The sequence below is a fragment of the Klebsiella sp. GG_Kp173 genome (assembly GCF_040062415.1).
GTDB classification, from domain to species: domain Bacteria; phylum Pseudomonadota; class Gammaproteobacteria; order Enterobacterales; family Enterobacteriaceae; genus Klebsiella; species Klebsiella quasipneumoniae.
Window position 1 is genome coordinate 56,089 of sequence record NZ_JBEAFZ010000088.1, and the last position, 24,303, is coordinate 80,391.

Genomic DNA, 24,303 nt, shown 5'->3' on the forward strand with positions numbered 1-24,303 from the left:
ATCAACGGCATGTTGCGATCCTTTCCAGAAGTGATTTCAAAGGCTGGTCTTTATTTTTCGCCACCGGCTCTGCGCTTTTCGCCGCGAACAGGTGGGCATAGTTCTCGGCGGTGGGCGCGGGTCGAGGAGCCATTCTCGGCGGCGCCATTGCCGGTTCAGGCGCCGGGATTGAAGGCGCAGGGGTCACCGCAGGCTCCTGCCTGACTGGCTCCGGCGCGGCGGTGGCGGTCTCCACGGCCGGCTGCGGGGCCGCTGGCGCGGCCGGAGCGGCAGGCACAACGGAAGCGGAGGCTGGCGCCGCCGCTACGGCCGCTTCTATCTGGTGGAACAGATCCGCGGGCACTGACTGCGGCAGGGGCGCGGAAACCGAGCCTCCCAGCGCCAGGGAAGAGGGTTTCTCTGCGCCGGGATTTAGCTGATTAAGGATCGCCCAGTCTCCATGCTCGCGCGTGGCGGCTTGCGATGAAAGATCCTGAAATTTGAGGTTTTGCGTCCGCGTTTTTTCCTGAAAGCGCTGCAGATCATCATAATGGTTCATTGATAACCTCATGATTTTAAAAATTTCATATTAAGTTTGTTGTTATTTTCTAAGTATATTTAAAATATCGTGGCGTCTCTGGTATGGCAGAAAACGCGCCGTTGGAGACGTACCAATACATACGGTTGACAGGGTTATAATAGTTTAGAATTTGATTTTCGGTGTGATTCCACGGCAGAAGTATCGCTACACTAACATTTTCCTTTCAGAAGGATAGCCCCATTTTTTAGGTATGCGTCCATCCTTAAACCACGCTTCCACCGCGCTTCCCGTCCGTTTTTATATAAATGTATTAGGTAATGATAGAATCATAGCGTCAGATCAGCGAAAGAATAAACCTGAACCATTTTAATTTCTCTTTAATTCTATAAAAATGGACTGAAAGTCTTATTTTTTCGGATAATCGACGAAGAATGCGCCGAGGACGTGGCATTCACTGCGATAAAAGGCGATATCGCCGGGTTTTATCCCCGGCGGGAGAGAAGCCCCCGGTTATCGGACCGGGAGCGTGCCATCAGGCGTGGGGCTTTTGCGGATTCTCATCCTGGTCGACGGCAAAGCAGGCCACCAGCTGGCCGCCGTAATCCTTCAGCTGCGGCTGAAGCTGGGTGCAAGGGCCGAAGCGCCGGCGGCAGCGCGCGTTGAAGGCGCAGCCCGGCGGCGGATTCAGCGGGCTCGGCAGCTCGCCGGTCAGCTTAATCCGCTCGCGACGGTCGTCCGGGTTCAGACGCGGCGTCGCCGACAACAGCGCCTGGGTGTACGGATGACGCGGATTGTTAAAGATCTGGTCCTTGGTGCCCTTCTCCACGCAGCGGCCGAGATACATCACCATCACTTCATCAGCGATATGCTCGACGACCGACAGATCGTGGGAGATAAACACGTAGGACAGACCTAAATCCTGCTGCAGATCCATCATCAGGTTCAGCACCTGAGCGCGTACCGAAACGTCCAGCGCGGAGACCGGCTCATCGGCGATCACCACGTCCGGATCCAGCATCAGACCGCGGGCAATGGCGATACGCTGGCGCTGACCGCCGGAGAACATATGCGGGTAGCGATCGTAATGCTCTGTTTTCAGGCCCACTTTCGCCATCATCGCCAGCGCTTTTTCGCGGCGCTGCTCTTTGCTCAGGCTACTGTTAATCAGCAGCGGCTCTTCCAGAATCTGCCCCACTTTTTTACGCGGGTTCAGAGAACCGTAGGGGTTCTGGAACACAATCTGGATTTTTTGCCGCCGCAGCTTCTGCGCCTGTGGGTCGTGCTTAAGCAGATCCTGCCCCTGATAATAGAGCTCGCCGCCGGTGGGAATTTCAATCATCGTCAGCAGACGACCGAGGGTCGATTTACCGCAGCCCGACTCTCCCACCACCGCCAGCGTTTTACCGCGCTCAAGAGTAAAGGAGACGCCGTCCAGCGCCTTCACCAGCCGTTCCGGGGCGAATAACCCCTTCTTCACCGGGTAGTGTTTTTTCAGATCAATGGCCTGCAACAGCGGTTGTGGCGTGGCGGCCTTTTGCGTACTCATAATCCAGGCCTCCCGGCATCATCAAGTGGGTAGTGACATTTAGACTGGCGGCCGCCATTGAGATCCGCGAGCGCCGGCTCTTCGCTACGGCATTTATCCGTAGCATAGGGGCAGCGCGGGTTCAGCAGGCAGCCGTTGGGACGGTCATATTTCCCCGGCACTACGCCCGGCAGCGACGCCAGACGCGCTTTATCCTGGGCAAACTCCGGCAGCGCACGCAGCAGCGCCTGGGTGTATGGATGGCGCGGCGCGCGGAAAATATCCTTCGCATCGCCAGTCTCCACCACCTGACCGGCATACATAACGATAATTTTATGCGCGGCCTCGGCCACCAGCGCCAGGTCGTGGGTGATCAACACCAGCGCCATATTCTCCTGCTGCTGCAGTTCCAGCAGCAGCTCGATGATCTGCGCCTGAATGGTCACGTCCAGCGCGGTGGTCGGTTCATCGGCAATCAGCAGTTTTGGCCGACAGGCAATCGCCATCGCGATCATGACGCGCTGGCTCATCCCGCCGGAAAGCTGATGCGGGTAGACGTCCAGCCGCGACGCCGGATCGGGAATGCCGACCTGGTTCAGCAGGTCGATGGCCCGCTGGCGGCGGGTTTGCTTGTTGCCGCCCTGATGGACTTTTATCGCTTCCATAATCTGGAAGCCGACGGTAAAGCAGGGATTGAGGCTGGTCATCGGATCCTGGAAGATCATCGCCACCTCCGCCCCCACCAGCTGGCGCCGCTCTTTTTCAGAGATGCGCTGCAGGTCGCGGCCGTTAAACTCCAGTTTGTCCGCCATGACCCGGCCGGGGTAATCAATCAGACCCATAATCGCCAACGAGCTGACGGATTTACCGGATCCAGACTCCCCGACGATGCCGACCACTTCGCCCTGCTTCACGCTATAGCTGATGCGGTCCACGGCGCGGAACGGCGCGTTTTCATCGCCGAAATGCACCGATAATTTATCTACATTCAATAACGCCATCTCGAACCTCTTACTGCTTCAGTTTGGGATCGAGCGCGTCACGCAGACCGTCACCCATCAGGTTAAATGCCAGCACCGTCAACAGGATCGCCACGCCCGGGAAGGTCACCACCCACCAGGCGCTCTGCGCGAACTGCAATACGTCGGAGAGCATGGTGCCCCACTCCGGCGTCGGCGGCTGCGCGCCCATGCCGAGGAACCCCAGCGCGGCCATGTCGAGAATGGCGTTAGAAAAGCCCAGCGACGCCTGAACGATCAGCGGCGCGAGACAGTTAGGCAGAATATTGACGAACATCTGGCGCATCGCCCCGGCGCCCGCCACGCGGGAAGCGGTCACGTAGTCGCGGTTGACCTCCACCAGCACCGCCGCGCGCGTCAGACGCACATAGTGCGGGAGCGCCACGAAGGTCAGCGCCAGCGAGGCGTTGACGATGGAGGGTCCGAAGATAGCCACCAGCACCAGCGCCAGAAGCAGACTCGGCAGCGCCAGCATAATATCGACGACGCGCATGATGATTGAGTCCACCACTCCGCCGAAATAGCCCGCCACCAGGCCGAGCACCACGCCGAGGATCAGCGACAGGACCACCACCAGGCAGCCCACCAGCAGCGACAGGCGCGCGCCATACATCAGGCGAGACAGAATATCGCGGCCCACGTCGTCGGTGCCGAGCAGATGCGCCAGGCTGCCGCCCTCCTGCCAGAACGGCGGCGCCAGCAGCGAATCACGGAACTGATCCGCCGGGTTATACGGGGCGAGAAAGTTGGCGAACACGGCGATTACGATCATCACCGCCACGTACACCAGACCGACCACCGCCCCTTTATTGCGTTTGAAATAGTGCCAGAACTCCTGCAGCGGGGTCATGGGCACCGGCGCAGTGATAACTTTATTTTCAGTAACTTGTGACATGATGACCCCTTACTTCTTATGCCGGATACGCGGGTTCACCACGCCGTACAGCAGGTCGACCAGCAGGTTGACGAGGATAATCATCGTCGCCACCAGCAGCACCCCGCCCTGCACCACCGGATAATCGCGACGCTGCAGCGCGTCGATCAGCCAGCGGCCTAAACCAGGCCATGAGAAAATGGTTTCCGTCAGGATGGCGCCCGCCAGCAGCGTACCCACCTGCAGGCCAATCACCGTGACCACCGGCAGCATCGCGTTACGCAGCGCGTGGATCACAATCACCCGCATCCGGGTCAGGCCTTTGGCGCGCGCGGTGCGGATGTAGTCTTCGCCGAGCACTTCCAGCATCGACGATCGGGTCATACGCACGATCACCGCCAGCGGAATGGTGCCCAGCACGATGGCGGGCAGGATCATATGCATTAAGGCGTCAATAAAGTCGCCCTGCTCGCCCCAGATGGCGGTGTCGATCAGCATAAAGCCGGTCAGCGGCAAGGTATCGTCAAGGAAGACCGTATCGCTGATACGCCCGGAGACCGGCGTCAGGTTCAGCTGCACCGAAACCAGCATAATCAACATCATGCCCCACCAGAAGATAGGCATCGAGTAGCCGGTCAGCGCCAGGCCCACCGCGGTGTGGTCAAAGATGGAACCGCGTTTTACCGCAGCCAGCACGCCCACCGGAATGCCGACGGCGACGGCGAAGATCATCGCGCAGACGCCCAGCTCAAGGGTGGCTTTAAAGCGTGGGACAAACTCCTGCCACACGGGAATGCGGCTTTTCAGCGAGATGCCTAAATCGCCGTGCAGCACGCCCCAGATATAGTGGGCATATTGCTGCCACAGCGGCTTATCAAGGCCCATTTCGGCCAGCAGCTGCGCGTGACGTTCGGGGGAAATACCACGTTCGCCCGCCATAATCATCACCGGATCGCCGGGGATCATATGGACGAAGGCAAAGGTGAGAAGGGTGATACCGATAAATGTCGGGATGACAAGTCCCAGACGTCGGAGAATAAACTGCAACATAACCCGGATTCTCTCTAGTGACGCCCCGCCTGGCGACAGGGCGTCTGTATTGCTCACAAAAGCATTCCCCGGAATAGCGGGAATACGCCCCCCACCTCTCCCACGCGGGGAGAGGGGGTCAGGCATCGTGCTTATTATTCGACAGAGACGTTATCGAAGTGGTGTTTACCCAGCGGATCCACCACATAGCCTTTGACTTCTTTACGCACTGGCTCGTAAACGGTGGAGTGAGCGATGATCAGCGCCGGAGCCTGGTCATGCATCACTACCTGAGCCTGTTTGTACAGTTCAATACGCTTGTTGTGGTCGTCGGTGGCGCGGGCCGGCTGAATCAGATCTTCAAACGGCTTATAGCACCAGCGCGAGTAGTTGGAGCCGTCTTTCGCCGCGGCGCAGCTGAACAGGGTGGCGAAGAAGTTATCCGGATCCCCGTTGTCGCCGGTCCAGCCCATCATGACGGTCTGGTGCTCGCCCGCTTTCGCGCGTTTCAGATACTCGCCCCACTCGTAGGTGACGATTTTGGCCTGGACGCCAATCTTGGCCCAGTCGGCCTGAATCATCTCCGCCATACGGCGGGCGTTCGGGTTATACGGACGCTGTACCGGCATCGCCCACAGATCGATAGTGAAGCCTTTTTCCAGGCCCGCTTCTTTCAGCAGCTGCTTCGCCTTCTCCGGATCGTAGGTGTAGTCTTTAACGTCGTCGTTATAGCCCCACATGGTCGGCGGGATCAGGTTCTTCGCCGCCTGGCCTGCGCCCTGGTAAACGGCTTTGATGATCGCTTCTTTGTTAACCGCGTAGGTCAGCGCCTGACGAACTTTCACGTCGTCCAGCGGTTTCTTCTCGGTGTTGAAGGAGAGATAACCGACGTTCAGGCCCGGCTGTTCCAGCAGGGTAATGCTCTTATCTTCCTTCATGCGCGCGATGTCCGCCGGGTTCGGATACGGCATCACCTGGCACTCATTTTTCTGCAGCTTGGCATAGCGCACGGAGGCATCCGGGGTGATGGAGAAGACCAGACGATCGATCTTCGGCTTGGTGCCCCAGTAGCCCGGGAAGGCTTTATACAGAATGCGGGAATCTTTCTGATACTGCAGCAGCTGGAATGGACCGGTACCGATAGGATTGAGGTCTACTTTTTCCGGCGTGCCGGCTTTCAGCATGTTGTCGGCATACTCTTTAGAGAGAATAGAGGCGAAGTCCATGGCCAGGTCAGCGAGGAACGGCGCTTCCGGGCGGGTCAGGACGAACTGGACGGTTTTATCGTCCACTTTCTTCACTTCGCTAATCAGGTCGGGTAACCCCATCCCTTCAAAGTATTCATAGCTGCCGCCAGAAACTTTATGGTACGGGTTATTGGTATTCTTCTGACGATCGAAGGAGAACACCACGTCATCGGCGTTCAGGTCACGGGTTGGTTTAAAGTCTTTATTATCCTGCCATTTCACGCCCTGACGCAGGTGGAAAGTATAGGTTTTACCATCCGGGCTGACTTCCCATTTTTCAGCCAGTCCAGGAATAACTTCCGTCGTACCGGTTTTGAATTCGACCAGGCGATTGTAGATCGGTACGGAACTGGCGTCATAGGTGGTGCCAGAGGTGAAGAGCTGTGGGTTAAAGCCTTCCGGCGAGCCTTCTGAACAATAAACCAGGGTTTTCGCTTGCACGCTGGCAGCGACGGTCATGGCGACAAGGCTCAGACCAAGCTTCAGCATCCCTGATTTCTTCAAGGAAATACTCATTATTCTGCTCCAAAACTGTGATGTTGTTTGCATATATCCGCCGGACCTTTATTTATTTTTATTCGTCATATTCGAATGATGGATGCGTTGGCTGTGCTCAATAAGCCAGTCACATAGCCATCTATGCTCCTGGGGATGCTCAAGCTTGCCGCCTTGCCGCAATTCGAACTATTTAGAATATACCCGGTCCAGTCGGTGGTGCCCGAAGGCGTTGAGAGAGATGGGGATTCCTTTCGCAAAAACGACTGAGTTGCAGTACGGATTCTCCATGAAATGCCCCTCATGCCCTACAATCTGTCAACAGAATGGGGAAACGTCAATACAGCCAGCCGGGTTTTACATCCAGCGTGAGAAACGACAGGCAAAGATTAAAAAAACTTCAAGACGCTATTTTCAGCAGAGAAATTTATGCTACTGGCGAATATGCAGAATAAAGACCTTATTAATTTGCGACACCTAGTGGGAAACAATGCCAGTAAATGAGAAAAATTTCTTGCTATGTGACCAATATGTGAGCGATTAATAGCGTGAACGTTAAAACGCACAGCGGAAAATGCTGTATTCAGCCATAAGCTTCGCGAAAAAAGATCTGTTCATCGATAAAAAAATGCAATGGAAGATGTCACAAAATAGCGAACAGCTGGCTGGAAACGGGGGTAAAGATGTTTTTTGTGATTTTGATGCGGTTTTGGGCCGGGAGACTGCAGACGGTGCCCGGCGGCGCTGCGCTTGCGCGGGCCTACGAGATCTGGAGCGAACCTTCGGGGTTCTCATCCTCACTGGCCGTAGAAGCAAAAAAGCCTGCTCATTGAGCAGGCTTTTCGAATTTGGTCGGTGATAGAGGATGACTCGCCACTTTGTGGCTCGCCCTGCGGGCCGTTGCTCACGCAACGTTCTCTCGCTTCGCTCGAGCCGAACCTCCTGCCCCCGGAGGTTCTCATCCTCACTGGCCGCAGATGCAAAAAAGCCTGCTCATTGAGCAGGCTTTTCGAATTTGGTCGGTGATAGAGGATTCGAACCTCCGACCCCTTCGTCCCGAACGAAGTGCGCTACCAGGCTGCGCCAATCACCGAATGCGGGGCGCATCTTACTGCTGGGATGCCTACCCGTCAATGCCTTATTTTCAAAAAATCGTTCAACCGGCGAGAAACTCAGCACCCTGCGCAGCGAATCGCCGGTTGGTCCGCTTTTTTAGCGGCAGCTGACCTCAAACGCTTTGCGATGCTCGGCTACCTTACAGGTCACCGGCTCACCGAGATAAGTTGGGCCCGCCGGTTTGAATGTAAACTCTCCCAGCAGCATCGTCAGTTCCCCCAACCCCGGGCAGGTATGCTGATGACGCATAATGTCCGGGCGGGTATCGCTGTTTACCGCGCGGGCGATGTCGCTGTACGCCAGCTTGTCGGCAAAGGCATTGGCGCAGAATTGCAGTTCGCTTTGCGCCATATGCGCGGCCTGCCCTTTCAGCTCGGCATGCTGCGCCAGCAGCAGCTGGCGAACCTCGCCGGCCCGGCTGTAGCCAATCGCCGTATACCCTGCCTTATTGCTGAGATTGACGCTGGCGCCGGCCTCGAGGAGTGCCTCGACATTGGCTTTATTATTCATTTTGACCGCCAGCATCAGCGGGCTGAGGTCGTTGGCGGAGAGCTGGTCCACCTTTGCGCCGCGCTGCACCAGCGCCGCGATCACCGCAGGCGCTCCCTGACCCGCCGCCACCTGCAGCGCCGTGAGCCCCTCCCGGTTCGGCTTATCCACCTCCACGCCGGAGGCTGACAACGCCAGCACCAGATTGGGATCGTCCCCCGCCGCCGCCAGCATCAGCGGCGTGGTGCCGGATTTATCCGCCAGGCTGGTATCCGCCCCGGCGTTGGCCAGGGTCGTGATGGTTTCCGCCGAACGCGCGTGATCGACAGCGAGGAAAAAGACCGATTCCCCTGAAGCATTGACGGCCTTCACGTCCGCCCCATGCCCGATCAGCAACGCCACGATCTCGTCAACGTTCTTCTTAAACGCGCCGGGGGCCAGTTGTAACGCCATGTCTTCCGTCATCAGCGCGCGGCTGCCCGTCGCCAGCGATTTCGCCGCCGTTGCGCCGACAATCTTGTCCAGCGCACTCTGCTCCTCCACAGGCGCATCGGGCTTTTTCATCGCCAGAATATGCTGGTAGTCGCTTCTGACGTCCCCGCCGTCGGCAATGGCGGACATCAATGCTGTGCTCTTGTCGACGGTGGTCTGATTCACCGACGCGCCCGCCTGGAGAAGATCGCCGATAATCGCCGCATCGCTGCCTCGCGCCGCCGCCAGCATCAGCGCCGTGACGCCCTGGCGCGTCTGGAGATTCGGCTGCGCCTGACGCTTAAGCAGGAGCGCTACCACCTCGTGACGATTTTCCGCGGCAGCGACCATCAGGCCGCTTAAGCCGGTTTTATCCTGACCATCCACATCGATGCCGTTATTCAGCATGGCTTCGATCGTCGCCGGCGCATCGTATTTACAGGCCAGCAGGAACTGGCGGGTTTCCTCTTCGGACTGACAGCCCGTTAGCATCAGCAGGCACAGCAGGGCCAACCCCTTTATTACCTTCATCCTTTCTCTCCGTGAAAAGTGGCTGCACAGGAGGAGCGGGAACACTGGAGGGTATTCAAAGAAGAAGAGGCAACCTGCCAGACACATCCGCTGTGCAAAAAAAATCCCTCGCCCGGCGGACGCCGGCGAGGGATTAGCTTATCCTGGGCTCAGGAAAGGAAAACAGACCCGAGAATCTGAAAAATCCGCTGTCTTACTTTTTCCACCGACACCAGTTATTGTTCTCGTTGATCCCGCCATCCGGCGAGGTATAGCCGAGGCAGCCCATAATGGTGTCGTACAGCTCGACGTGGCGGCGCGGCACCTTCATCGCGGCCTGCTGCTGCAGATGGGCAAACGCAGCGGCATGATCCGGATTCTCCAGGTATTTATCCGACATCCAGACCATCATCGGCACACGGAACTGTTCCGGCGGCGCCATCTTGCGCGGCGTACCGTGCAGATGTTCACGCTCGTTAATCGACTCGCCATGGTCGGCGGCATAGAACACAATCGCTTTCTTATCCCGCAGCTGGTCGAGGACGCTGACGATAAAGTGATCGACATAGGTCACGCTGTTGTCGTAGGAGTTGATCAGCTCCGCTTTCGAGCACTTGTTATCAACACCGACGCACTCCGGCTTCCACTGGGCGAAGCTGCGCGGATAGCGTTGGGTGTAGTTAAAGTGCGAGCCTTTCGTGTGGAGGATGATCAGGTGCTTACCAGAGGCGTTGCCCTGCTCCATACCGCGCTTCATCTCATCCACCAGCAGCATATCGTCAACGCTCTTGCCGCGGTTGCGCGGCTCGGCGCCAATCTGCTCGCGATAGGCGATATTGTTGGCCATCGTGTTGCTGTAGAACCACATCTCACTCTGCATGGCGTACAGATTGCCGCTGAAGCCCAGCTGATGAAGCACCGCAAAGACGTTCTGCTCTTTGAGGGTCCGCTGCGGGTTATCCTCTGCCCCGCCCTGACGCACAAACATGCAGCGTAACGACAGCTTGGTGGCGGTATCACACGAGTAGCCGCGGAAAGCGACCAGATTCTTCTCTTTCGCCAGCTCTGGCGTGGTGTTACGGCTATAGCCAAGGATGCCCATATGATCCCAGCGGGTGGTTTCGCCAATGATAAACACCACGTAGGTGTCATCGAGCCCTTCCGGGGCGACGTAGGTAAATTTCTTCGCCGGGTTAATCAGCGATTTGTTATCTGAGGATTCATCCACCTGCGCCCAGGCGTACAGCCCCAGCGCCGACAGCCAGTTCGACGGCAGGTAGGAGTTGGCGATCACCCCGCCGTAGCTCGGCATATCCACTTCCGAATGGCGCTCGACATCGTGTTGGCGCAGCTCAAGCAGGCGGATAGGTCCCCAGACGATGAGGCCGGCCAACACCACGATCAGCACGTTTTTAACCCGCTGGCCCGGGGTACGCAGTTGGCGCAGCAGCGTATGGCGGCAGCGGTTGCTCCAGATAAACAGCAGTGGCGGCGCGCTCACTGCCGCCAGCCAGAGGATCAGATGCCAGCCGATGACCTCTTTCGACAGGTCGATATCGGTGGTCATCACCGAGGCGATAATCCCGTAGCCAATCACCACGTTAAGGAACGTCATGTAGTAACTGGCGGCGGCGGAAAACAGAACAATCAGCATCGCCAGAATGCGCCAGATACGGCGACCGAACAGCGACAGAAGACGTAACAGGAAGAAGGTGACAAAGACCGTGGCCACCAGCTCAACGACACCGGAAAGCCCTTTCCAGACAGTGAACTCTTGAGCATAACCATCGAAACGCCGAAAAAAAACGGCGACGTTCATAAACCAGCCGATGTACAGCGCCAGCCAAAAACTAAGCTTCTGCTGCGTCATCGTTCTAATATATTTCATGCAAGCAAACCTGGAAAAAGAAGAATAAAACACCGCCTGACGCTGTGGCATGAGTCAGTAGGCTAATAGGGTGCGTTAGGGTTGGTTATCAGAAACCTCTACAAAGCGCGATAAGTAGACCACAGGGAACGGGAAAAGTATCAGGAGGGAATGTGATCCAGCCAAACATTTACAAAATATTTGGCTGGATTGGCACTATTTGCTTAGGGTATTAATCAGGGGCACGTTTCACGCTGCAGGTTTCAGGCATGCGCCTCGCTATAGACACTGCCTTTCGGCTGACGAATGGTGGTGGAAAGCGCCAGCGAAATAATCAGCAGGGCGAATATCACGCAGAAGGTGACGTAGAAGCCCCCGAACAGCGAAGCGATGAGGGAACCGCAGATGCTGCCGATACCAAAACCCAGATAAATCACACCATAGTTTTTCGCCAGGTTGTTCAGACCGAAGAATTCACTGACCAGCGATGGGAAGACGGTGATGGTTCCGCCGAAGTTAAAAGCAACGCAGGCGATGGCGGCGAAAAAGGTCATGGCATTCAGCGGAGCGAACAGCAGCGCGGCCATCCCCACCAGCGACACCACCTGACCGATGGTGATCACGCGAATGCGGGAAATTTTATCGGACAGGATACCTAACACCAGGCGACCGCTAAGGTTAGCGATTGAGATAACCGTTACCGCATTGGCCGCCGTGGCGACATCCAGGTGGACCATTCCCTGCGCGATATCTTTCGCCACGCCAATCACATACAGACCACTCATGCAGGCCGTCAGGAACATCACCGCCAGCATCCAGTACTGCGGTTTACGCATCGATTCGGCGAGAGTGAAGTCGTTTTCCACGACGCCGTTGGCCGTGGTGGTCGCCGTATGATTTGGCGCATCTTTCATCAAGGTCGCGCCAAAGACGATCATCACCAGCACGATAGCGCCCCAGATAACGAAGGTTTTTTCCAGACCAACGGTGGCCAGCAGATGAGTATCAATGAATTTGAACCCCAGGCTGCCGAGGCCATAGGAACCAATGGAGAAGGCGGAGATCAGCCCTTTGCGTTCCGGGAACCACTTGACGCAGTTCGACAGGGTCAGCAGATAACCGGCCCCGTCCGCCAGCCCCACCAGCACGCCAGCGCTCAGCCACAGCATCATCAGGCTGCTGGAGTGGGCGGTCAGAAAGAAGCCCAGACCAAGCAGGATCCCGGAGGCCATGGTGACGCGCTTCACGCCAAAACGCTCCTGCAGCTTGCCGGCGACCGACGAAGAGAGCGCCAGCCCGAGGCTCAGCAGGCCAAAGGAGAAGGCGACCTGGCTGACCGGCTCGCCCAGTTTGTCAGACAGTGAACTGTTAAACAGGCTCCAGGTATAAACCGAACCGAGAGCGAATTGGGTGATGATGGTGCCGATAAGCGTAAGCCAGCGGGTCGATTGACGGTTTGCAGCGTTCATAGCAGTTGTCCTGATAAATTAACTGCCGCCACAATAGCGAAGGCCCCTCATCCAGTGGGGGAAAAAGGCATGAACTGCCATCAGCAGGGAATGAAATGCATTAATGGCGGAATGAATGACATTGCATGACATTCATTCCGCGAATTTCAGGGGAAAAGTTAGTGTGCGCTATCTCACAGAAATGCGCCATTACTGAGATTTAACAATAACCACATCGTTTCAAATGCGTAACAATCGCGGGTCAAAAGTTGGCGCTGACCCCCATCAGATAGAGCGTATTTTCCCCCGATGGGACGTTGTCCGCCTGTGACAGCGTGGCCCATGCCGCCACATGCGATCCCAGCGGCATATCGGCGCCCAGGGTGACATCACTCCAGCCGCCCTCTCTGGCGCGGGTGGTCGGCGACCAGGCATCGCTGGCGAGCGACTGGTTATAGCTCACCTGCGCCCAAGGGTGCACGCCCCACAGCGACTGATAATCCATACGCCAGCCGAGCGTGTTGAGATATCCCGTCTCGCCCACGCTTTTCGTCGCCGGCGCGGTGTAGTCGCTGCGCAGGCTGGCCACCGGCCCGGAGGTCATGCCGTTTGCCAGCAGATAATTCCAGCCGACGCTCATCCCACGGCTGCTGTCCGGCGGTGCCAGCCCCTGGTTTAACGCCAGTCCGCCCGGCGTTTCAGACGACTTCATCCGCTCGGCGAGGATATCTTCATAGCGTGGTTGGTGATCGCTATCCCATGTATAGCGTTCCGACGTATTACTTTTTGTATCGATAGCGATATATTCCTGTTGCCAGGCATTCGCTCCAGAGACACACGACACCCAGACGGATACGCACACCGGGAACAAGAACCCCCGGAGGCCATTGCATTTCTTTATTATCATTAATGCGACTCCAGAAAAGAGCCGAATCGGCATTATTGCTGTGTTTTTTTGGGGGATACGATTTCCCTGTATTAACTATTATCTTTATCTTTCAGTCGTCAAGCCGGGGCGTCCACTTTTTTAGCGCAGAGGGAGAAATAGCTATGCAGCGTTGCGGATGGGTGAGTCAGGATCCGTTATATATCGAGTATCACGATACCGAATGGGGTGTCGCGCAAAAAGCGTCCCAGCGGCTGTTTGAAATGATCTGCCTTGAGGGTCAGCAGGCCGGGTTATCATGGATCACGGTGTTAAAAAAACGGCAAAACTATCGCCAGGCTTTTCACCAGTTCGATCCGGTGCGCGTGGCGGCGATGGGGGATGAAGATGTCGAGCGGCTGCTGCAGGATGCCGGGATTATCCGCCATCGGGGAAAAATCCAGGCCATCATCGGCAACGCCCGGGCGTATCTGGCGATGGAGGAAAATGGCGAGTCGTTCACTGATTTTGTCTGGTCCTTCGTCGACAATGCGCCCCAGGTCACCCGCGCGGCGACGCTGGCGGAGATCCCGACCACGACGCCGGCCTCAGATGCGTTGTCTAAGGCTTTGAAAAAACGCGGTTTTAAGTTTGTCGGTTCGACGATCTGTTACTCTTTTATGCAGGCCTGCGGGCTGGTCAACGACCATGTCACCGGCTGCTTCTGTCACCCTGGAGGTCAGGATGATCCGCAAATGGGACGCTAAAGATAACCTGCCGCTGCTGGACCTGTGGCTGGAAAGCACGATTCATGCCCATCCCTTTATCAGCGAAAGCTACTGGCGCGACAGCGTCGCGGTGGTACGGGATGTATATCTTCCCGCCGCCAGCACCTGGGTCTGGGAGCGCAACGGGGAGCTAAAAGGCTTTGTCAGCGTGCTGGAGTCCCGTTTCGTCGGCGCGCTGTTCGTCGCGCCGGACGCTATTCGCCAGGGCATTGGCCGGGCGCTGCTGGATGAAGTCAAGCAGCACTACGCCTGGCTTAGCCTTGAGGTTTATCAGAAAAACGAATCAGCGGTCAGTTTCTACCATGCGCAAGGCTTCCGCATTGAAGATTGCGCATGGCAGGACGATACTCAGCACCCCACCTGGATTATGCGCTGGCCGGCGGATCAAATGCCGTAAGCGGCAGCGCCGGGCCGGTATATTTCTCCAGCCACGCCAGGGCGGTGTTACCGGCGCAGCCGTTGCCCAGGCGGGATGTTGGGATATCTTTAGTTAAGACGTTCACCGCCCCGTTTTTGCAGATGCCCGCCACCGGATCCAGGTCGGGCCACGCTCCTTCATGCAGGCATATCACCCCCGGGCGGATCCCCTCCGTCACCACCGCGCCGGCCAGCACCTGACCGCGGGCGTTCCACACCCGCACCAGATCGCCATCGGCAATCCCCCGCGCCCGAGCATCCTGCGGATGAATAGTCAACGGTTCGCGTCCGGCAACGGCATAGCGTTCGCGCAGCGCGGAGTAGTTCAGTTGACTGTGCAGCCGGTGGGCCGGATGGGCCGACAGCAGCTGCAGCTGCCCCGCCTCGGCGTTGCCATGCCACTCGTCGGGCTCCAGCCACATTGGGTGCGGCGGGCAGTCGGTGTAGCCAAAGGCGGCGATGGTCGGCGAGTGGATCTCAATTTTACCGCTCGCCGTTTTCAGCGGGTTGGCCTGGGGATCGTCGCGGAAGGCGGCAAAGCGGATGAAACGGGCATTCTCCGGCTCCTCCGGCATCTCAATCAGCTGGTTAGCCTGCCAGAATTCAGCAAACGGCGGCAGCGTCACCTGCTGCTGGGCGCCGCGCCGGGCGGCCATCTGATAGAAGGTCTCCAGCCACTGCAGATCGCTCTTCCCTTCGGTAAAGCGCTCGCGGCCGCCCGCCTCCCAGCGTTCGCTGAGGTCGGCAAAGACCGCGAAATCATCGCGCGCTTCACCCTGCGGGGCGACCACCTGCTTCATCGGCACCAGATGCTGATTGCTGTAGTCCCCGGTCATCGTCAGATCGTTGCGCTCAAACGAGGTGGTCGCCGGCAGGACGATATCGGCATGACGCGCGGCGGCGGTCCAGAAGCATTCGGAGATGACGATAAGCTCTGGTTTCTGCCAGGCCTGAATCAGGCGGTTGGTATCCTGATGATGGGTAAAGTTGGCGCCGCCGGCCCACCAGATAAAGCGAATATCGGGGAAGCGCCGCGCCATGCCGTTGTGCTGATACTCCGCCCCCGGGTTCTCCAGCGCCTCGACAATCCGCGCGACCGGGATCTTCTCCACGGCGTCCACGCCTCCGGCCACGCTCCCCTGCATCGAGCCCAGCACCGCCGCGCGGCGGGTCGGATTGCCGCCGTTGGCGAAATGGTAGGAAAGACCAAACCCGCCCCCTGGGGTGCCAATCTGCCCCAGCATCGCAGCCAGGGTGACCAGCATCCAGTGTTTCTGCTCGCCATACTGCTGGCGCTGCATGCCCCAGCCGGCCATCAGCATAGTGGTGTTTTCGTGGAAAAGTTTCGCCAGTTCGCGGATCTTATCCGCTGCGACGCCGCAGATAGCCGCCGCCCAGTCGGCGGTTTTCGCCACGCCGTCGCTTTCGCCGGTCAGATAGCGGGCAAAAATCTCGTAGCCGCTGGCGCAGCGGGCAAGAAACTCGTCGTCCTGCCAGCCATTCTCCACCAGCGTATGGGCGATACCCAGCATCAGCGCGACGTCGGTGCCCATATGCGGCGCGATCCACTCCATCGAATCGCCAAAGAAATCGACAGTTTCCGATCGCATCGGATCGATGCAGATCAGGCGTTTTCCGCTCTGGCGCAGCCGGTCGAACCACGGGATACCCTGCTCGTCGGAGGCGTTCCAGGCAATTTTCAGCGTATTCAGCGGGTTGGCGCTCCACAGCACCACTACCTCGCTGTATTCCAGCACCAGCGGCCAGCTGGTCTGCTGCTGATATACCTCATTGCCGCCCACGACGTAAGGCATGATCGCCTGCGCCGCGCCGGTGGAGTAATCCCCGAGATGGCCGGTGTAGCCGCCCGCCAGGCTCATATAGCGCTGCAGCAGGGTGGCCGCCTTATGCAGGACGCCGTTAGAACGCCAGCCGTAGGAGCCGGCAAAAATAGAGGCCGGTCCGTAGCTTTCGCGGATCCGACGATGCTGGGCATCGATCAGATCCAGCGCCTGCTCCCAGCTCACCCGCACAAATTCATCCTGACCGCGGACCCCCTGGGGCTTGTCCGGAGAGGCAAGGAAACCTTTGCGCACCATCGGGTAGCGCACGCGGGTTTTACTGTGCACCTGGTCGCGCACCGCCGTTTGCAGCGAGTTGGCAAACGGTGTCGCCAGCGCGCCGCGGGAGGAGAGGACGTTTTCCCCGTCCGTTTCCACCAGCATCGGTCCCCAATGGGCGGCGGTTAAAATGGTTTTGGTTGCAGATGAGGTTGGCAAGGGCAGCTCCTGGTCAGCGAAAGCAGGTGTGGTGACGGTGCGATCGGCGCCGTTCAATGTTATTTACAAAATGAGATGGTGTTTGGGGAATTTTCTACGTATTCGCGCGTCATAATCAACCGTCACGTTCGCTGTGACAAAGAATAAAAAGGATTAAGGACATTAAATGAAAAAACGCGTACTTATGATTGCGGCGCTGGTCAGCGGCACCCTGGCGATTTCTGGCTGCACCACCAACCCCTATACCGGTGAGCGTGAAGCAGGTAAATCCGGTATTGGCGCAGGTATTGGCTCCTTAGTGGGCGCTGGCGTCGGCGCGCTCTCCTCTTCCAAACATGACCGCGGCAAAGGTGCGCTGATTGGCGCAGCGGCAGGCGCGGCGCTGGGCGGCGGCATAGGCTACTACATGGACGTGCAGGAAGCGAAGCTGCGCGACAAAATGCAGGGAACCGGGGTCAGCGTGACGCGAAATGGTGACAATATTGTGCTGAACATGCCGAATAACGTCACTTTCGACAGCAACAGCGCCAACCTGAAACCGGCCGGCGCCAACACCCTGACCGGCGTGGCCATGGTGCTGAAAGAGTATGAGAAAACCGCCGTTAACGTCGTCGGCTACACCGACAGCACCGGCAGTAAGGATCTGAATATGCGTCTGTCGCAGCAGCGTGCTGACAGCGTCGCCAGCGCACTGATCACCCAGGGCGTGGCGGCCAACCGCATTCGCACCACCGGCATGGGGCCGGCGAACCCGATCGCCAGCAACAGCACGGCGGAAGGTAAGGCGCAGAACCGTCGCGTGGAAATCACCCTCAGCCCGCTGCAATAAGCGCATCCTCATGTTGCCCGGCCGCGCCTCTGCCGGGCAAAATGCTTGATATCGCTATTTTTCGCGCTAAGGTGTTGGCAGATTTTCAGCAAAGGAAGCCATCATGGCGAAAGCGGCGCGTGCAACCATTAGCGATGTGGCGAAAGCCGCAAAGACCGGCAAAACCAGCATTTCACGGTATCTTAACGGCGAGAAGCACCTGCTTTCCGACGATCTGTTATCACGTATTGAAAAAGCCATTGCCGAACTCGACTACCGCCCCAGCCTGATGGCCCGCGGCCTCAAGCACGGCCGCACCCGCCTCATCGGCCTGATCATCGCCGATATCACCAACCCCTATTCGGTCAATGTCATGAGTGGCATTGAAGCGGCCTGCCGGGAAAAGGGCTTTACCCTGCTGGTATGTAACACCAATAACGAGCTTGACCAGGAGCTGCACTATCTCGACCTGCTGCGCAGCTATCAGGTGGAAGGCATCGTCGTCAACGCGGTCGGCATGCGGGAGGATGGCCTGAACCGCCTGCAGCAGTCGGCCCTGCCGATGGTGCTGATTGACCGTAAAATCCCCGATTTCGCCTGCGATGTGGTCGGACTTGATAACGCTCAGGCCGCCACCACCGCCACCGAACACCTGGTGGAGAAAGGCTTTGAGGCCATCCTGTTTCTCAGCGAACCGCTGGGCTCGGTCAATACCCGCCGCGAGCGCCTGAGCGCCTTTCGCGCCACGCTCGCCCGCCACCACGGCGTGGTGGCCGAAAACGCCGAAGTACAGCTCAACGACGGCGCGATGATGGACAACGTCCTGCGCCAGTTCCACGCCCGCCACCGCGGGATGCGCAAAGCGGTGATCTCCGCCAACGGCGCGCTGACGCTGCAGGTGGCCCGCGCCCTGAAGCGCGTCGGCCTGATCTGGGGCAGCGATATCGGCCTGCTGGGCTTCGACGAACTGGAGTGGGCGGAGCTGGCCGGCGTCGGCATCACCACCCTCAAACAACCGACGTGGCAGATCGGCTACGCGGCGGTAGAACAGGTGATTCGGCGCATTGCCGGCACTAACGACCCCATCTGCGAGCGGGTCTTTTCCGGCGAGCTTATCGTCCGCGGATCAACCTCCCGTTAACGATCCTTCGTGATGCCGATCATAAATTAAACATCTCGCCCTTTCTTATGGAACCGATACCATCTAGCGTAATAAGGAGATTAAGCAACAAACGCCGGGAGTAAGAGCGCGATGGCCAGAAAAATTATTGTCGTTACCGCTGCCTATGGTAATGACCATGTTAAATCCTTAGGCGGCCAGGCCGCCGTCCTGCCGTTTATCGCCGACGCCGGCGCGGACGGCGTCGAAATCCGCCGCGAGCTGTTCAGCGCCGAAGAGCTCAACGCCCTGCCGGCGCTGGCAGCCGCCATCGAGCGCCACGGCCTGCTGGCTTGCTACTCCGCGCCCCAGGCGCTGTTCGCCGACAACGGCGAGCTTAACCCGCATCTCCCGACGCTGCTCGCGGAAGCGCAGACCCTTAACGCCCTGTGGCTGAAGCTCTCCCTTGGCCATTTCCGCCACAACCAGCAGCTCGACGAGCTGCGCCATATCCTCAGCGACAGCGGCATGGCGCTGGTGGTGGAGAATGATCAGACCGACTGCGGCCAGCTGGCGCCGATGCAGCGCTTCAAAGCCGCCTGCCGGGTCCATCAGCTGCCGATCACCTTAACGTTTGATATGGGCAACTGGCTGTGGGTCGGCGATTCGCCGGAAGAGGCAGCCCGCCATCTTGCGCCGGCGGTCAGCTATATTCATGTGAAAGCGGCGGAGCCACATCAGGAGAAATTCCGCGCTGTGCCGCCGGATCAGGCCGCCGACCGCTGGCTGGCCCTGCTCGATAATCTTCCCGCCGACGCGCCGCGTGGAATCGAGTTTCCGCTGACTGGCCATGACCTGACGGCCGTGACCCGCCGCTACGTCAACCTGTTACGCGAGGAATAAGCCGTGGAAAATTTAGATGTCATCACCATCGGCGAAGCTATGGCCATGTTTGTCGCCACCGAAACCGGCGATCTGGCCGAGGTGGAGCATTTTATGAAACGTGTCGCCGGCGCCGAGCTGAACGTCGCCACCGGCCTGGCTCGCCTGGGTCTGAAGGTCGGCTGGGTCAGCCGCGTCGGTAACGATAGCTTTGGCCGCTTCGTACTGCAATCGCTGGCGAAAGAGGGGATCGATAGCCATGCTGTCGCCATTGACAACCGCTTCGCTACCGGTTTCCAGATGAAATCGAAAGTCGAAAATGGAACCGATCCCATTGTGGAGTATTTCCGCAAAGGTTCTGCCGCCAGCCATCTGTCGCCTGACGATTTTCGCGCCGACTACTTCACCAGCGCCCGTCATTTGCACCTGAGCGGCGTGGCCGCCGCGCTCTCTGAAAGCTCATATGCGCTGCTGGAGCATGCGGCGAAGGTCATGAAAGCCGAGGGCAAAACCCTCTCTTTCGATCCCAATCTGCGTCCGGTGCTGTGGAAAAGCGAAGCCGAGATGGTGGAGAAACTCAACCGTCTCGCCTTCCAGGCTGACTGGGTTTTGCCAGGCTTAAAAGAGGGCGTCATCCTCACCGGCCAGCAGACTCCGGAGGGGATAGCCGATTTCTATCTCTCGCGCGGCGTCAAGGCGGTGGTCATTAAAACTGGCTGCGACGGCGCCTGGTTCAAGAGCGCCAACGGCGAACAGGGAACGGTTGATGCCATTAAAGTCGAAAACGTCGTCGATACCGTCGGCGCCGGCGACGGCTTTGCCGTTGGGGTGATTAGCGCCCTGCTGGAAGGCAAAACCCTGCTTCAGGCGGTGAACCGCGGCAATAAAATCGGTTCGCTGGCGATTCAGGTCCAGGGCGACAGCGAGGGGCTGCCCACCCGCGACGCGCTGGGCGAATAACATTTATACGCAACAATAACAGCCGCCCTGTACCCTACCTGCAGCGCGGCACAGCAGCGCCCGTTTCGACGGACGTATGTCACCTCATTGACAGAGGCAAGCCTATGAATAGCTCAACAAATGCAACGAAACGCTGGTGGTACATCATGCCTATCGTGTTTATCACGTATAGCCTGGCGTACCTCGACCGCGCCAACTTCAGCTTCGCCTCCGCGGCAGGCATTACCGAAGACCTGGGCATCACCAAAGGGATCTCTTCCCTGCTGGGGGCGCTGTTCTTCCTTGGCTACTTCTTCTTTCAGATCCCCGGCGCTATTTATGCAGAGCGCCGCAGCGTTCGCAAACTGATCTTTATCTGCCTGATCCTGTGGGGCGGCTGCGCCTCCCTGACCGGGATTGTGCATAATATCCCGGCGCTGGCGGCCATTCGCTTTATTCTCGGCGTCGTCGAAGCGGCGGTGATGCCGGCGATGCTGATCTATATCAGCAACTGGTTCACCAAATCCGAGCGCTCGCGAGCCAATACCTTCCTGATCCTCGGCAACCCGGTGACGGTCCTGTGGATGTCGGTGGTCTCCGGCTACCTGATTCAGGCCTTCGGCTGGCGGGAAATGTTTATCATCGAAGGGGTGCCGGCGGTGATCTGGGCCTTCTGCTGGTGGGTGCTGGTGAAAGATAAACCGTCGCAGGTATCCTGGCTGGCGGAGAGTGAAAAAGCCGCGCTGCAGGAACAATTGGATCGTGAGCAGCAGGGCATCAAAGCGGTGCGTAACTATGGCGAGGCCTTCCGCTCCCGCAACGTGATCCTGCTCTGCGCCCAGTACTTTGCCTGGAGCATCGGCGTGTACGGCTTTGTACTGTGGCTGCCGTCGATTATCCGCAGCGGCGGCGAAAATATGGGGATGGTGGAAGTGGGCTGGCTCTCCTCGGTCCCATACCTGGCGGCGACTATCGCCATGATCGTGGTCTCCTGGGCCTCCGATAAAATGCAGAACCGTAAGCTGTTCGTCTGGCCGCTGCTGCTGATTGGCGGACTGGCCTTCATCGGCTCCTGGGCGGTCGGCGCCAACCACTTCTGGGTCTCTTACACCTTGCTGGTAGTGGCTGGTGCGGCAATGTATGCGCCTTACGGCCCCTTCTTCGCCATTATTCCGGAAATGCTGCCACGCAACGTCGCCGGTGGCGCCATGGCGCTGATCAACAGCATGGGCGCCCTGGGATCCTTCTGCGGCTCGTGGTTTGTCGGCTACCTGAACGGTGCCACCGGCAGCCCAGCAGCTTCCTATATTTTTATGGGGGTGGCGCTTTTCGCCTCAGTATGGCTGACTTTGATTGTTAAGCCTGCTAATAATCAAAACCTTCCACTTGGCGCTCATCACGCCTGAACGACTCACACTACGGAGATTCGCATGAAGCCGTCTGTCATTCTCTATAAAACGCTTCCCGACGACCTGCTACAGCGTCTGGAGGAGCACTTTTCCGTCACTCAGGTGAAAAACCTGCGGCCGGAGACCGTTTCGCAGCACGCTGAGGCCTTTGCCCAGGCTGAAGGCCTGCTGGGCTCCAGCGAAAAGGTTGACGCCGCGCTGCTGGAGAAGATGCCGAAGCTGCGTGCGACCTCCACCGTATCCGTTGGTTATGACAACTTCGACGTCGAGGCGCTGAACGCCCGCCGGGTGCTGCTGATGCATACCCCGACCGTGCTGACCGAAACCGTCGCCGACACGATCATGGCGCTGGTGCTGAGCACCGCCCGCCGGGTGGTGGAAGTGGCGGAGCGCGTTAAAGCGGGCGAATGGACGAAGAGCATTGGGCCAGACTGGTTCGGTACCGACGTACACCATAAAACCTTAGGTATCGTCGGCATGGGCCGCATCGGCATGGCGCTGGCGCAGCGCGCCCACTTCGGGTTCGGCATGCCGATCCTGTATAACGCGCGCCGCCAGCATCCGCAGGCGGAGGAACGTTTCAACGCACGCTATTGCGATCTTGATACCCTGCTGCAGGAAGCCGATTTTGTCTGCCTGATCCTGCCCCTGAGCGAAGAGACCCATCATCTGTTCGGCCAGGCGCAGTTCGCCAAAATGAAATCTTCCGCCATCTTTATTAACGCCGGGCGCGGCCCGGTGGTCGATGAGCAGGCGCTGATCGCCGCCCTGCAGGCGGGTGACATTCACGCTGCCGGCCTTGATGTCTTCGAGCACGAGCCGCTGGCTAAAGATTCGCCGCTGCTGAGCCTGCCGAACGTCGTCGCGCTGCCGCATATCGGCTCCGCCACCCATGAGACGCGCTACAACATGGCGGCCTGCGCGGTGGATAACCTGATCGACGCCCTGAACGGCAAGGTCGAAAAAAACTGCGTCAATCCGCAGGTAAAATAAGCCATAAAAAAACCCGGGTAGCGGCGGCAATCGCCCTCCCCGGGTTCTTTTTGCATTCTGTCCGTTATCCAGCCCGTTCGCCGCAGCTCACGTCAGCCAGACAGGGCATTAGCGGGTCGCGTTCACCGCCGCCGTCCATGCCTGATTAAACGCCTGATGCTGCGCCGCCAGCGGCCCAATCAGCGCATTGTACTGACTAGCCTGCTGGGAAGTCGGGAATTGAATGCCGTTGGCCACAAAGCTCACCTGGGTTCCCTGCTGGGCGACAAAATCCCCCACCTGAACCAGCTGCTGGGTAAAGATCTGCGCGGCCGGGATCAGCGGCTGCAGCGCGTCGGCTGGCGCCGTCACCACCTTGGCGTAAACCTGATCGAAGACCGGCTTGAGATCGTCCGCCTGCTTCAGCGCGCCATGCGCGGCATCGGCCTGCATTTTGGCATTCTGCAGCTGCTGGCTGAGCACGCCCAGCGCGCCGTTCGCCTGACGCAGCGGCTCGCGCTGGGTCATATAGTCCTGCGGAACGCGGATCGCATTGACGCTGTCCACTACCGGGCGCAGACCAGCGTCCATCGCCTGGCTCACCTGCTGCGAGTAGCCGTAGATCACCGCGTAGTCAGAGACAAACGGCCCAAACTGTTTTTTCTGATCGGCGGTCAGCGTCGGCAGTCGTTCACCGCTACGCATCGCCGTATTCTGCAGGAAGTCGATAAACGCTTTGCGCTGATCGCCTTCTTTATCAAAACACCCACTCAGGCTAACCACCATTAATAAGGCCGCCATAGCCGCAAACCAGCGAGAGCAGGACTTTCCTGTCGCCATTTTTTTACTCCTTTCAGCCAAAAAAAGCGCACAAAGACACACACGTGCCAGACGCTGACAAGGATAGTCCAGCTCGGCCTCGCAGGATACCCTTTACTGCTAATCTTACGCAGGAAAAACGCCATTCCGCACGCCGCTGCCGTCGCCTGGCGCGTCTGTTATGCGCATCACAAATATGCGCTTCAAATTAAACCGATGAATATCAATTAACTGATTGATATTTTTGAAATTTATAATCCACTGCCCAACGCCGCGCCCTGAAGCGGACGATAATCGCACGCTTTGGCGCCCACCCGGATTGCCTGGTCAGCGCTTCAATGATTTGATGAATGAGCGATTAACGGCGATGCGTTCGATTATCGCACAAATCAATCTCAACGACGCGAAGGCGACGA

The 24,303-nt window shown here is 58.3% G+C and carries 20 protein-coding genes, 1 tRNA gene, 1 other RNA gene and 1 pseudogene; 8 read left to right on the top strand and 15 right to left on the bottom strand.

All coding sequences use genetic code 11. The annotated features are described in order from the left end of the window. Position 1 precedes the first annotated feature (1 nt). The 13 genes and pseudogenes from ABLU50_RS23250 to ABLU50_RS23310 all read right to left on the bottom strand — a co-directional run bounded on the left by ABLU50_RS23250 (position 2) and on the right by ABLU50_RS23310 (position 13,454). Positions 2-538: a cellulose biosynthesis protein BcsO gene (locus tag ABLU50_RS23250; RefSeq protein WP_048326010.1), complete on the bottom strand. Its 537-nt coding sequence runs from the start codon at positions 536-538 to the stop codon at positions 2-4. Between the two features lie 316 nt (positions 539-854). Next, positions 855-1,034 (bottom strand): annotated as a pseudogene (locus ABLU50_RS23255) (hypothetical protein). 18 nt (positions 1,035-1,052) lie between these two features. Beyond that, positions 1,053-2,066 (bottom strand): dipeptide ABC transporter ATP-binding subunit DppF, encoded by a 1,014-nt coding sequence (gene dppF, locus ABLU50_RS23260; protein ID WP_004204985.1) that lies wholly within the window; start codon positions 2,064-2,066, stop codon positions 1,053-1,055. Then, positions 2,063-3,046, bottom strand: coding sequence for a dipeptide ABC transporter ATP-binding protein (gene dppD, locus ABLU50_RS23265; RefSeq protein WP_043522501.1), 984 nt, complete (start codon positions 3,044-3,046; stop codon positions 2,063-2,065). Before dppD ends, dppF begins: the two co-directional genes overlap by 4 nt. 10 nt (positions 3,047-3,056) lie before the next feature. After that, positions 3,057-3,959: a dipeptide ABC transporter permease DppC gene (gene dppC, locus ABLU50_RS23270; RefSeq protein ID WP_004204988.1), complete on the bottom strand. Its 903-nt coding sequence runs from the start codon at positions 3,957-3,959 to the stop codon at positions 3,057-3,059. Positions 3,960-3,968: 9 nt separating this feature from the next. Next, on the bottom strand, positions 3,969-4,988 hold the full coding sequence (gene dppB / locus ABLU50_RS23275) for a dipeptide ABC transporter permease DppB (RefSeq protein ID WP_002921786.1): 1,020 nt from the start codon (positions 4,986-4,988) through the stop codon (positions 3,969-3,971). Positions 4,989-5,122: 134 nt separating this feature from the next. Then, complete coding sequence (gene dppA / locus ABLU50_RS23280; RefSeq protein WP_049004417.1) at positions 5,123-6,730, bottom strand: dipeptide ABC transporter periplasmic-binding protein DppA; 1,608 nt, start codon at positions 6,728-6,730, stop codon at positions 5,123-5,125. Between the two features lie 828 nt (positions 6,731-7,558). Further along, a non-coding RNA gene (locus ABLU50_RS23285) (RtT sRNA) lies at positions 7,559-7,691 on the bottom strand. Positions 7,692-7,725: 34 nt separating this feature from the next. Then, positions 7,726-7,802: transfer RNA gene (locus ABLU50_RS23290), tRNA-Pro, on the bottom strand. 119 nt (positions 7,803-7,921) lie between these two features. Next, positions 7,922-9,316 (bottom strand): ankyrin repeat domain-containing protein, encoded by a 1,395-nt coding sequence (locus tag ABLU50_RS23295; RefSeq protein ID WP_087832442.1) that lies wholly within the window; start codon positions 9,314-9,316, stop codon positions 7,922-7,924. Positions 9,317-9,509: 193 nt separating this feature from the next. Then, the gene (gene eptB, locus ABLU50_RS23300) at positions 9,510-11,183 is read right to left on the bottom strand and encodes a kdo(2)-lipid A phosphoethanolamine 7''-transferase (protein ID WP_087832441.1); all 1,674 of its coding nucleotides are present in this window, start codon (positions 11,181-11,183) and stop codon (positions 9,510-9,512) included. A 242-nt stretch (positions 11,184-11,425) separates the two neighbouring features. Next, positions 11,426-12,631 carry an MFS transporter gene (locus ABLU50_RS23305; RefSeq protein ID WP_004204995.1) on the bottom strand — a complete coding sequence of 402 codons (1,206 nt, stop codon included), beginning with the start codon at positions 12,629-12,631 and terminating at the stop codon, positions 11,426-11,428. Positions 12,632-12,872: 241 nt separating this feature from the next. Continuing rightward, complete coding sequence (locus ABLU50_RS23310) at positions 12,873-13,454, bottom strand: autotransporter outer membrane beta-barrel domain-containing protein (protein ID WP_323084043.1); 582 nt, start codon at positions 13,452-13,454, stop codon at positions 12,873-12,875. Between the two features lie 206 nt (positions 13,455-13,660). Here ABLU50_RS23310 and tag point away from each other — a divergent pair, with 206 nt between their 5' ends. Further along, positions 13,661-14,242 (top strand): DNA-3-methyladenine glycosylase I, encoded by a 582-nt coding sequence (gene tag, locus ABLU50_RS23315; RefSeq protein ID WP_049004415.1) that lies wholly within the window; start codon positions 13,661-13,663, stop codon positions 14,240-14,242. Then, complete coding sequence (locus ABLU50_RS23320) at positions 14,220-14,660, top strand: N-acetyltransferase (protein ID WP_087832440.1); 441 nt, start codon at positions 14,220-14,222, stop codon at positions 14,658-14,660. The genes tag and ABLU50_RS23320 overlap by 23 nt, the downstream gene beginning before the upstream one ends. Here the strand turns inward: ABLU50_RS23320 and ABLU50_RS23325 are convergent. Beyond that, positions 14,629-16,959 (bottom strand): molybdopterin guanine dinucleotide-containing S/N-oxide reductase, encoded by a 2,331-nt coding sequence (locus tag ABLU50_RS23325; RefSeq protein WP_087832439.1) that lies wholly within the window; start codon positions 16,957-16,959, stop codon positions 14,629-14,631. The two genes, ABLU50_RS23320 and ABLU50_RS23325, sit on opposite strands and share 32 nt — an antisense overlap. Positions 16,960-17,125: 166 nt before the next feature. Here ABLU50_RS23325 and ABLU50_RS23330 point away from each other — a divergent pair, with 166 nt between their 5' ends. From ABLU50_RS23330 to ghrB, 6 genes are all read left to right on the top strand, one after another. Continuing rightward, entirely contained in the window at positions 17,126-17,788 is a 663-nt protein-coding gene (locus ABLU50_RS23330; RefSeq protein WP_002921917.1) for an OmpA family lipoprotein, read from the top strand. A gap of 103 nt (positions 17,789-17,891) precedes the next feature. Next, a complete protein-coding gene (locus tag ABLU50_RS23335) occupies positions 17,892-18,908 on the top strand; it encodes a LacI family DNA-binding transcriptional regulator (protein ID WP_004205002.1) in 1,017 nt (338 codons plus the stop codon). 111 nt (positions 18,909-19,019) lie between these two features. Next, positions 19,020-19,769: a hypothetical protein gene (locus tag ABLU50_RS23340; RefSeq protein WP_017900019.1), complete on the top strand. Its 750-nt coding sequence runs from the start codon at positions 19,020-19,022 to the stop codon at positions 19,767-19,769. A gap of 3 nt (positions 19,770-19,772) precedes the next feature. Then, positions 19,773-20,708: a sugar kinase gene (locus tag ABLU50_RS23345; RefSeq protein WP_004205005.1), complete on the top strand. Its 936-nt coding sequence runs from the start codon at positions 19,773-19,775 to the stop codon at positions 20,706-20,708. A gap of 104 nt (positions 20,709-20,812) precedes the next feature. Continuing rightward, positions 20,813-22,093, top strand: a complete 1,281-nt coding sequence (locus ABLU50_RS23350) for an MFS transporter (RefSeq protein WP_004205006.1) — start codon at positions 20,813-20,815, stop codon at positions 22,091-22,093. Positions 22,094-22,117: 24 nt separating this feature from the next. Then, positions 22,118-23,089, top strand: coding sequence for a glyoxylate/hydroxypyruvate reductase GhrB (ghrB, locus tag ABLU50_RS23355; protein WP_017900020.1), 972 nt, complete (start codon positions 22,118-22,120; stop codon positions 23,087-23,089). Positions 23,090-23,197: 108 nt separating this feature from the next. Here ghrB and ABLU50_RS23360 read toward each other — a convergent pair whose 3' ends face one another. After that, a complete protein-coding gene (locus ABLU50_RS23360; protein ID WP_002921929.1) occupies positions 23,198-23,908 on the bottom strand; it encodes a DUF3053 domain-containing protein in 711 nt (236 codons plus the stop codon). Positions 23,909-24,303: the final 395 nt, after the last annotated feature.

Coding starts and splice junctions, on each gene's coding strand:
- dppD (WP_043522501.1), bottom strand. CDS start 3,046: ATGGCGTTATTGAATGTAGATAAATTATCGGTGCATTTCGGCGATGAA.
- dppB (WP_002921786.1), bottom strand. CDS start 4,988: ATGTTGCAGTTTATTCTCCGACGTCTGGGACTTGTCATCCCGACATTT.
- ABLU50_RS23295 (WP_087832442.1), bottom strand. CDS start 9,316: ATGAAGGTAATAAAGGGGTTGGCCCTGCTGTGCCTGCTGATGCTAACG.
- ghrB (WP_017900020.1), top strand. CDS start 22,118: ATGAAGCCGTCTGTCATTCTCTATAAAACGCTTCCCGACGACCTGCTA.
- ABLU50_RS23250 (WP_048326010.1), bottom strand. CDS start 538: ATGAACCATTATGATGATCTGCAGCGCTTTCAGGAAAAAACGCGGACG.
- ABLU50_RS23360 (WP_002921929.1), bottom strand. CDS start 23,908: ATGGCGACAGGAAAGTCCTGCTCTCGCTGGTTTGCGGCTATGGCGGCC.
- dppC (WP_004204988.1), bottom strand. CDS start 3,959: ATGTCACAAGTTACTGAAAATAAAGTTATCACTGCGCCGGTGCCCATG.
- ABLU50_RS23320 (WP_087832440.1), top strand. CDS start 14,220: ATGATCCGCAAATGGGACGCTAAAGATAACCTGCCGCTGCTGGACCTG.
- ABLU50_RS23305 (WP_004204995.1), bottom strand. CDS start 12,631: ATGAACGCTGCAAACCGTCAATCGACCCGCTGGCTTACGCTTATCGGC.
- dppF (WP_004204985.1), bottom strand. CDS start 2,066: ATGAGTACGCAAAAGGCCGCCACGCCACAACCGCTGTTGCAGGCCATT.
- ABLU50_RS23350 (WP_004205006.1), top strand. CDS start 20,813: ATGAATAGCTCAACAAATGCAACGAAACGCTGGTGGTACATCATGCCT.
- eptB (WP_087832441.1), bottom strand. CDS start 11,183: ATGAAATATATTAGAACGATGACGCAGCAGAAGCTTAGTTTTTGGCTG.
- ABLU50_RS23335 (WP_004205002.1), top strand. CDS start 17,892: ATGGCGAAAGCGGCGCGTGCAACCATTAGCGATGTGGCGAAAGCCGCA.
- ABLU50_RS23330 (WP_002921917.1), top strand. CDS start 17,126: ATGAAAAAACGCGTACTTATGATTGCGGCGCTGGTCAGCGGCACCCTG.
- ABLU50_RS23340 (WP_017900019.1), top strand. CDS start 19,020: ATGGCCAGAAAAATTATTGTCGTTACCGCTGCCTATGGTAATGACCAT.
- tag (WP_049004415.1), top strand. CDS start 13,661: ATGCAGCGTTGCGGATGGGTGAGTCAGGATCCGTTATATATCGAGTAT.
- dppA (WP_049004417.1), bottom strand. CDS start 6,730: ATGAGTATTTCCTTGAAGAAATCAGGGATGCTGAAGCTTGGTCTGAGC.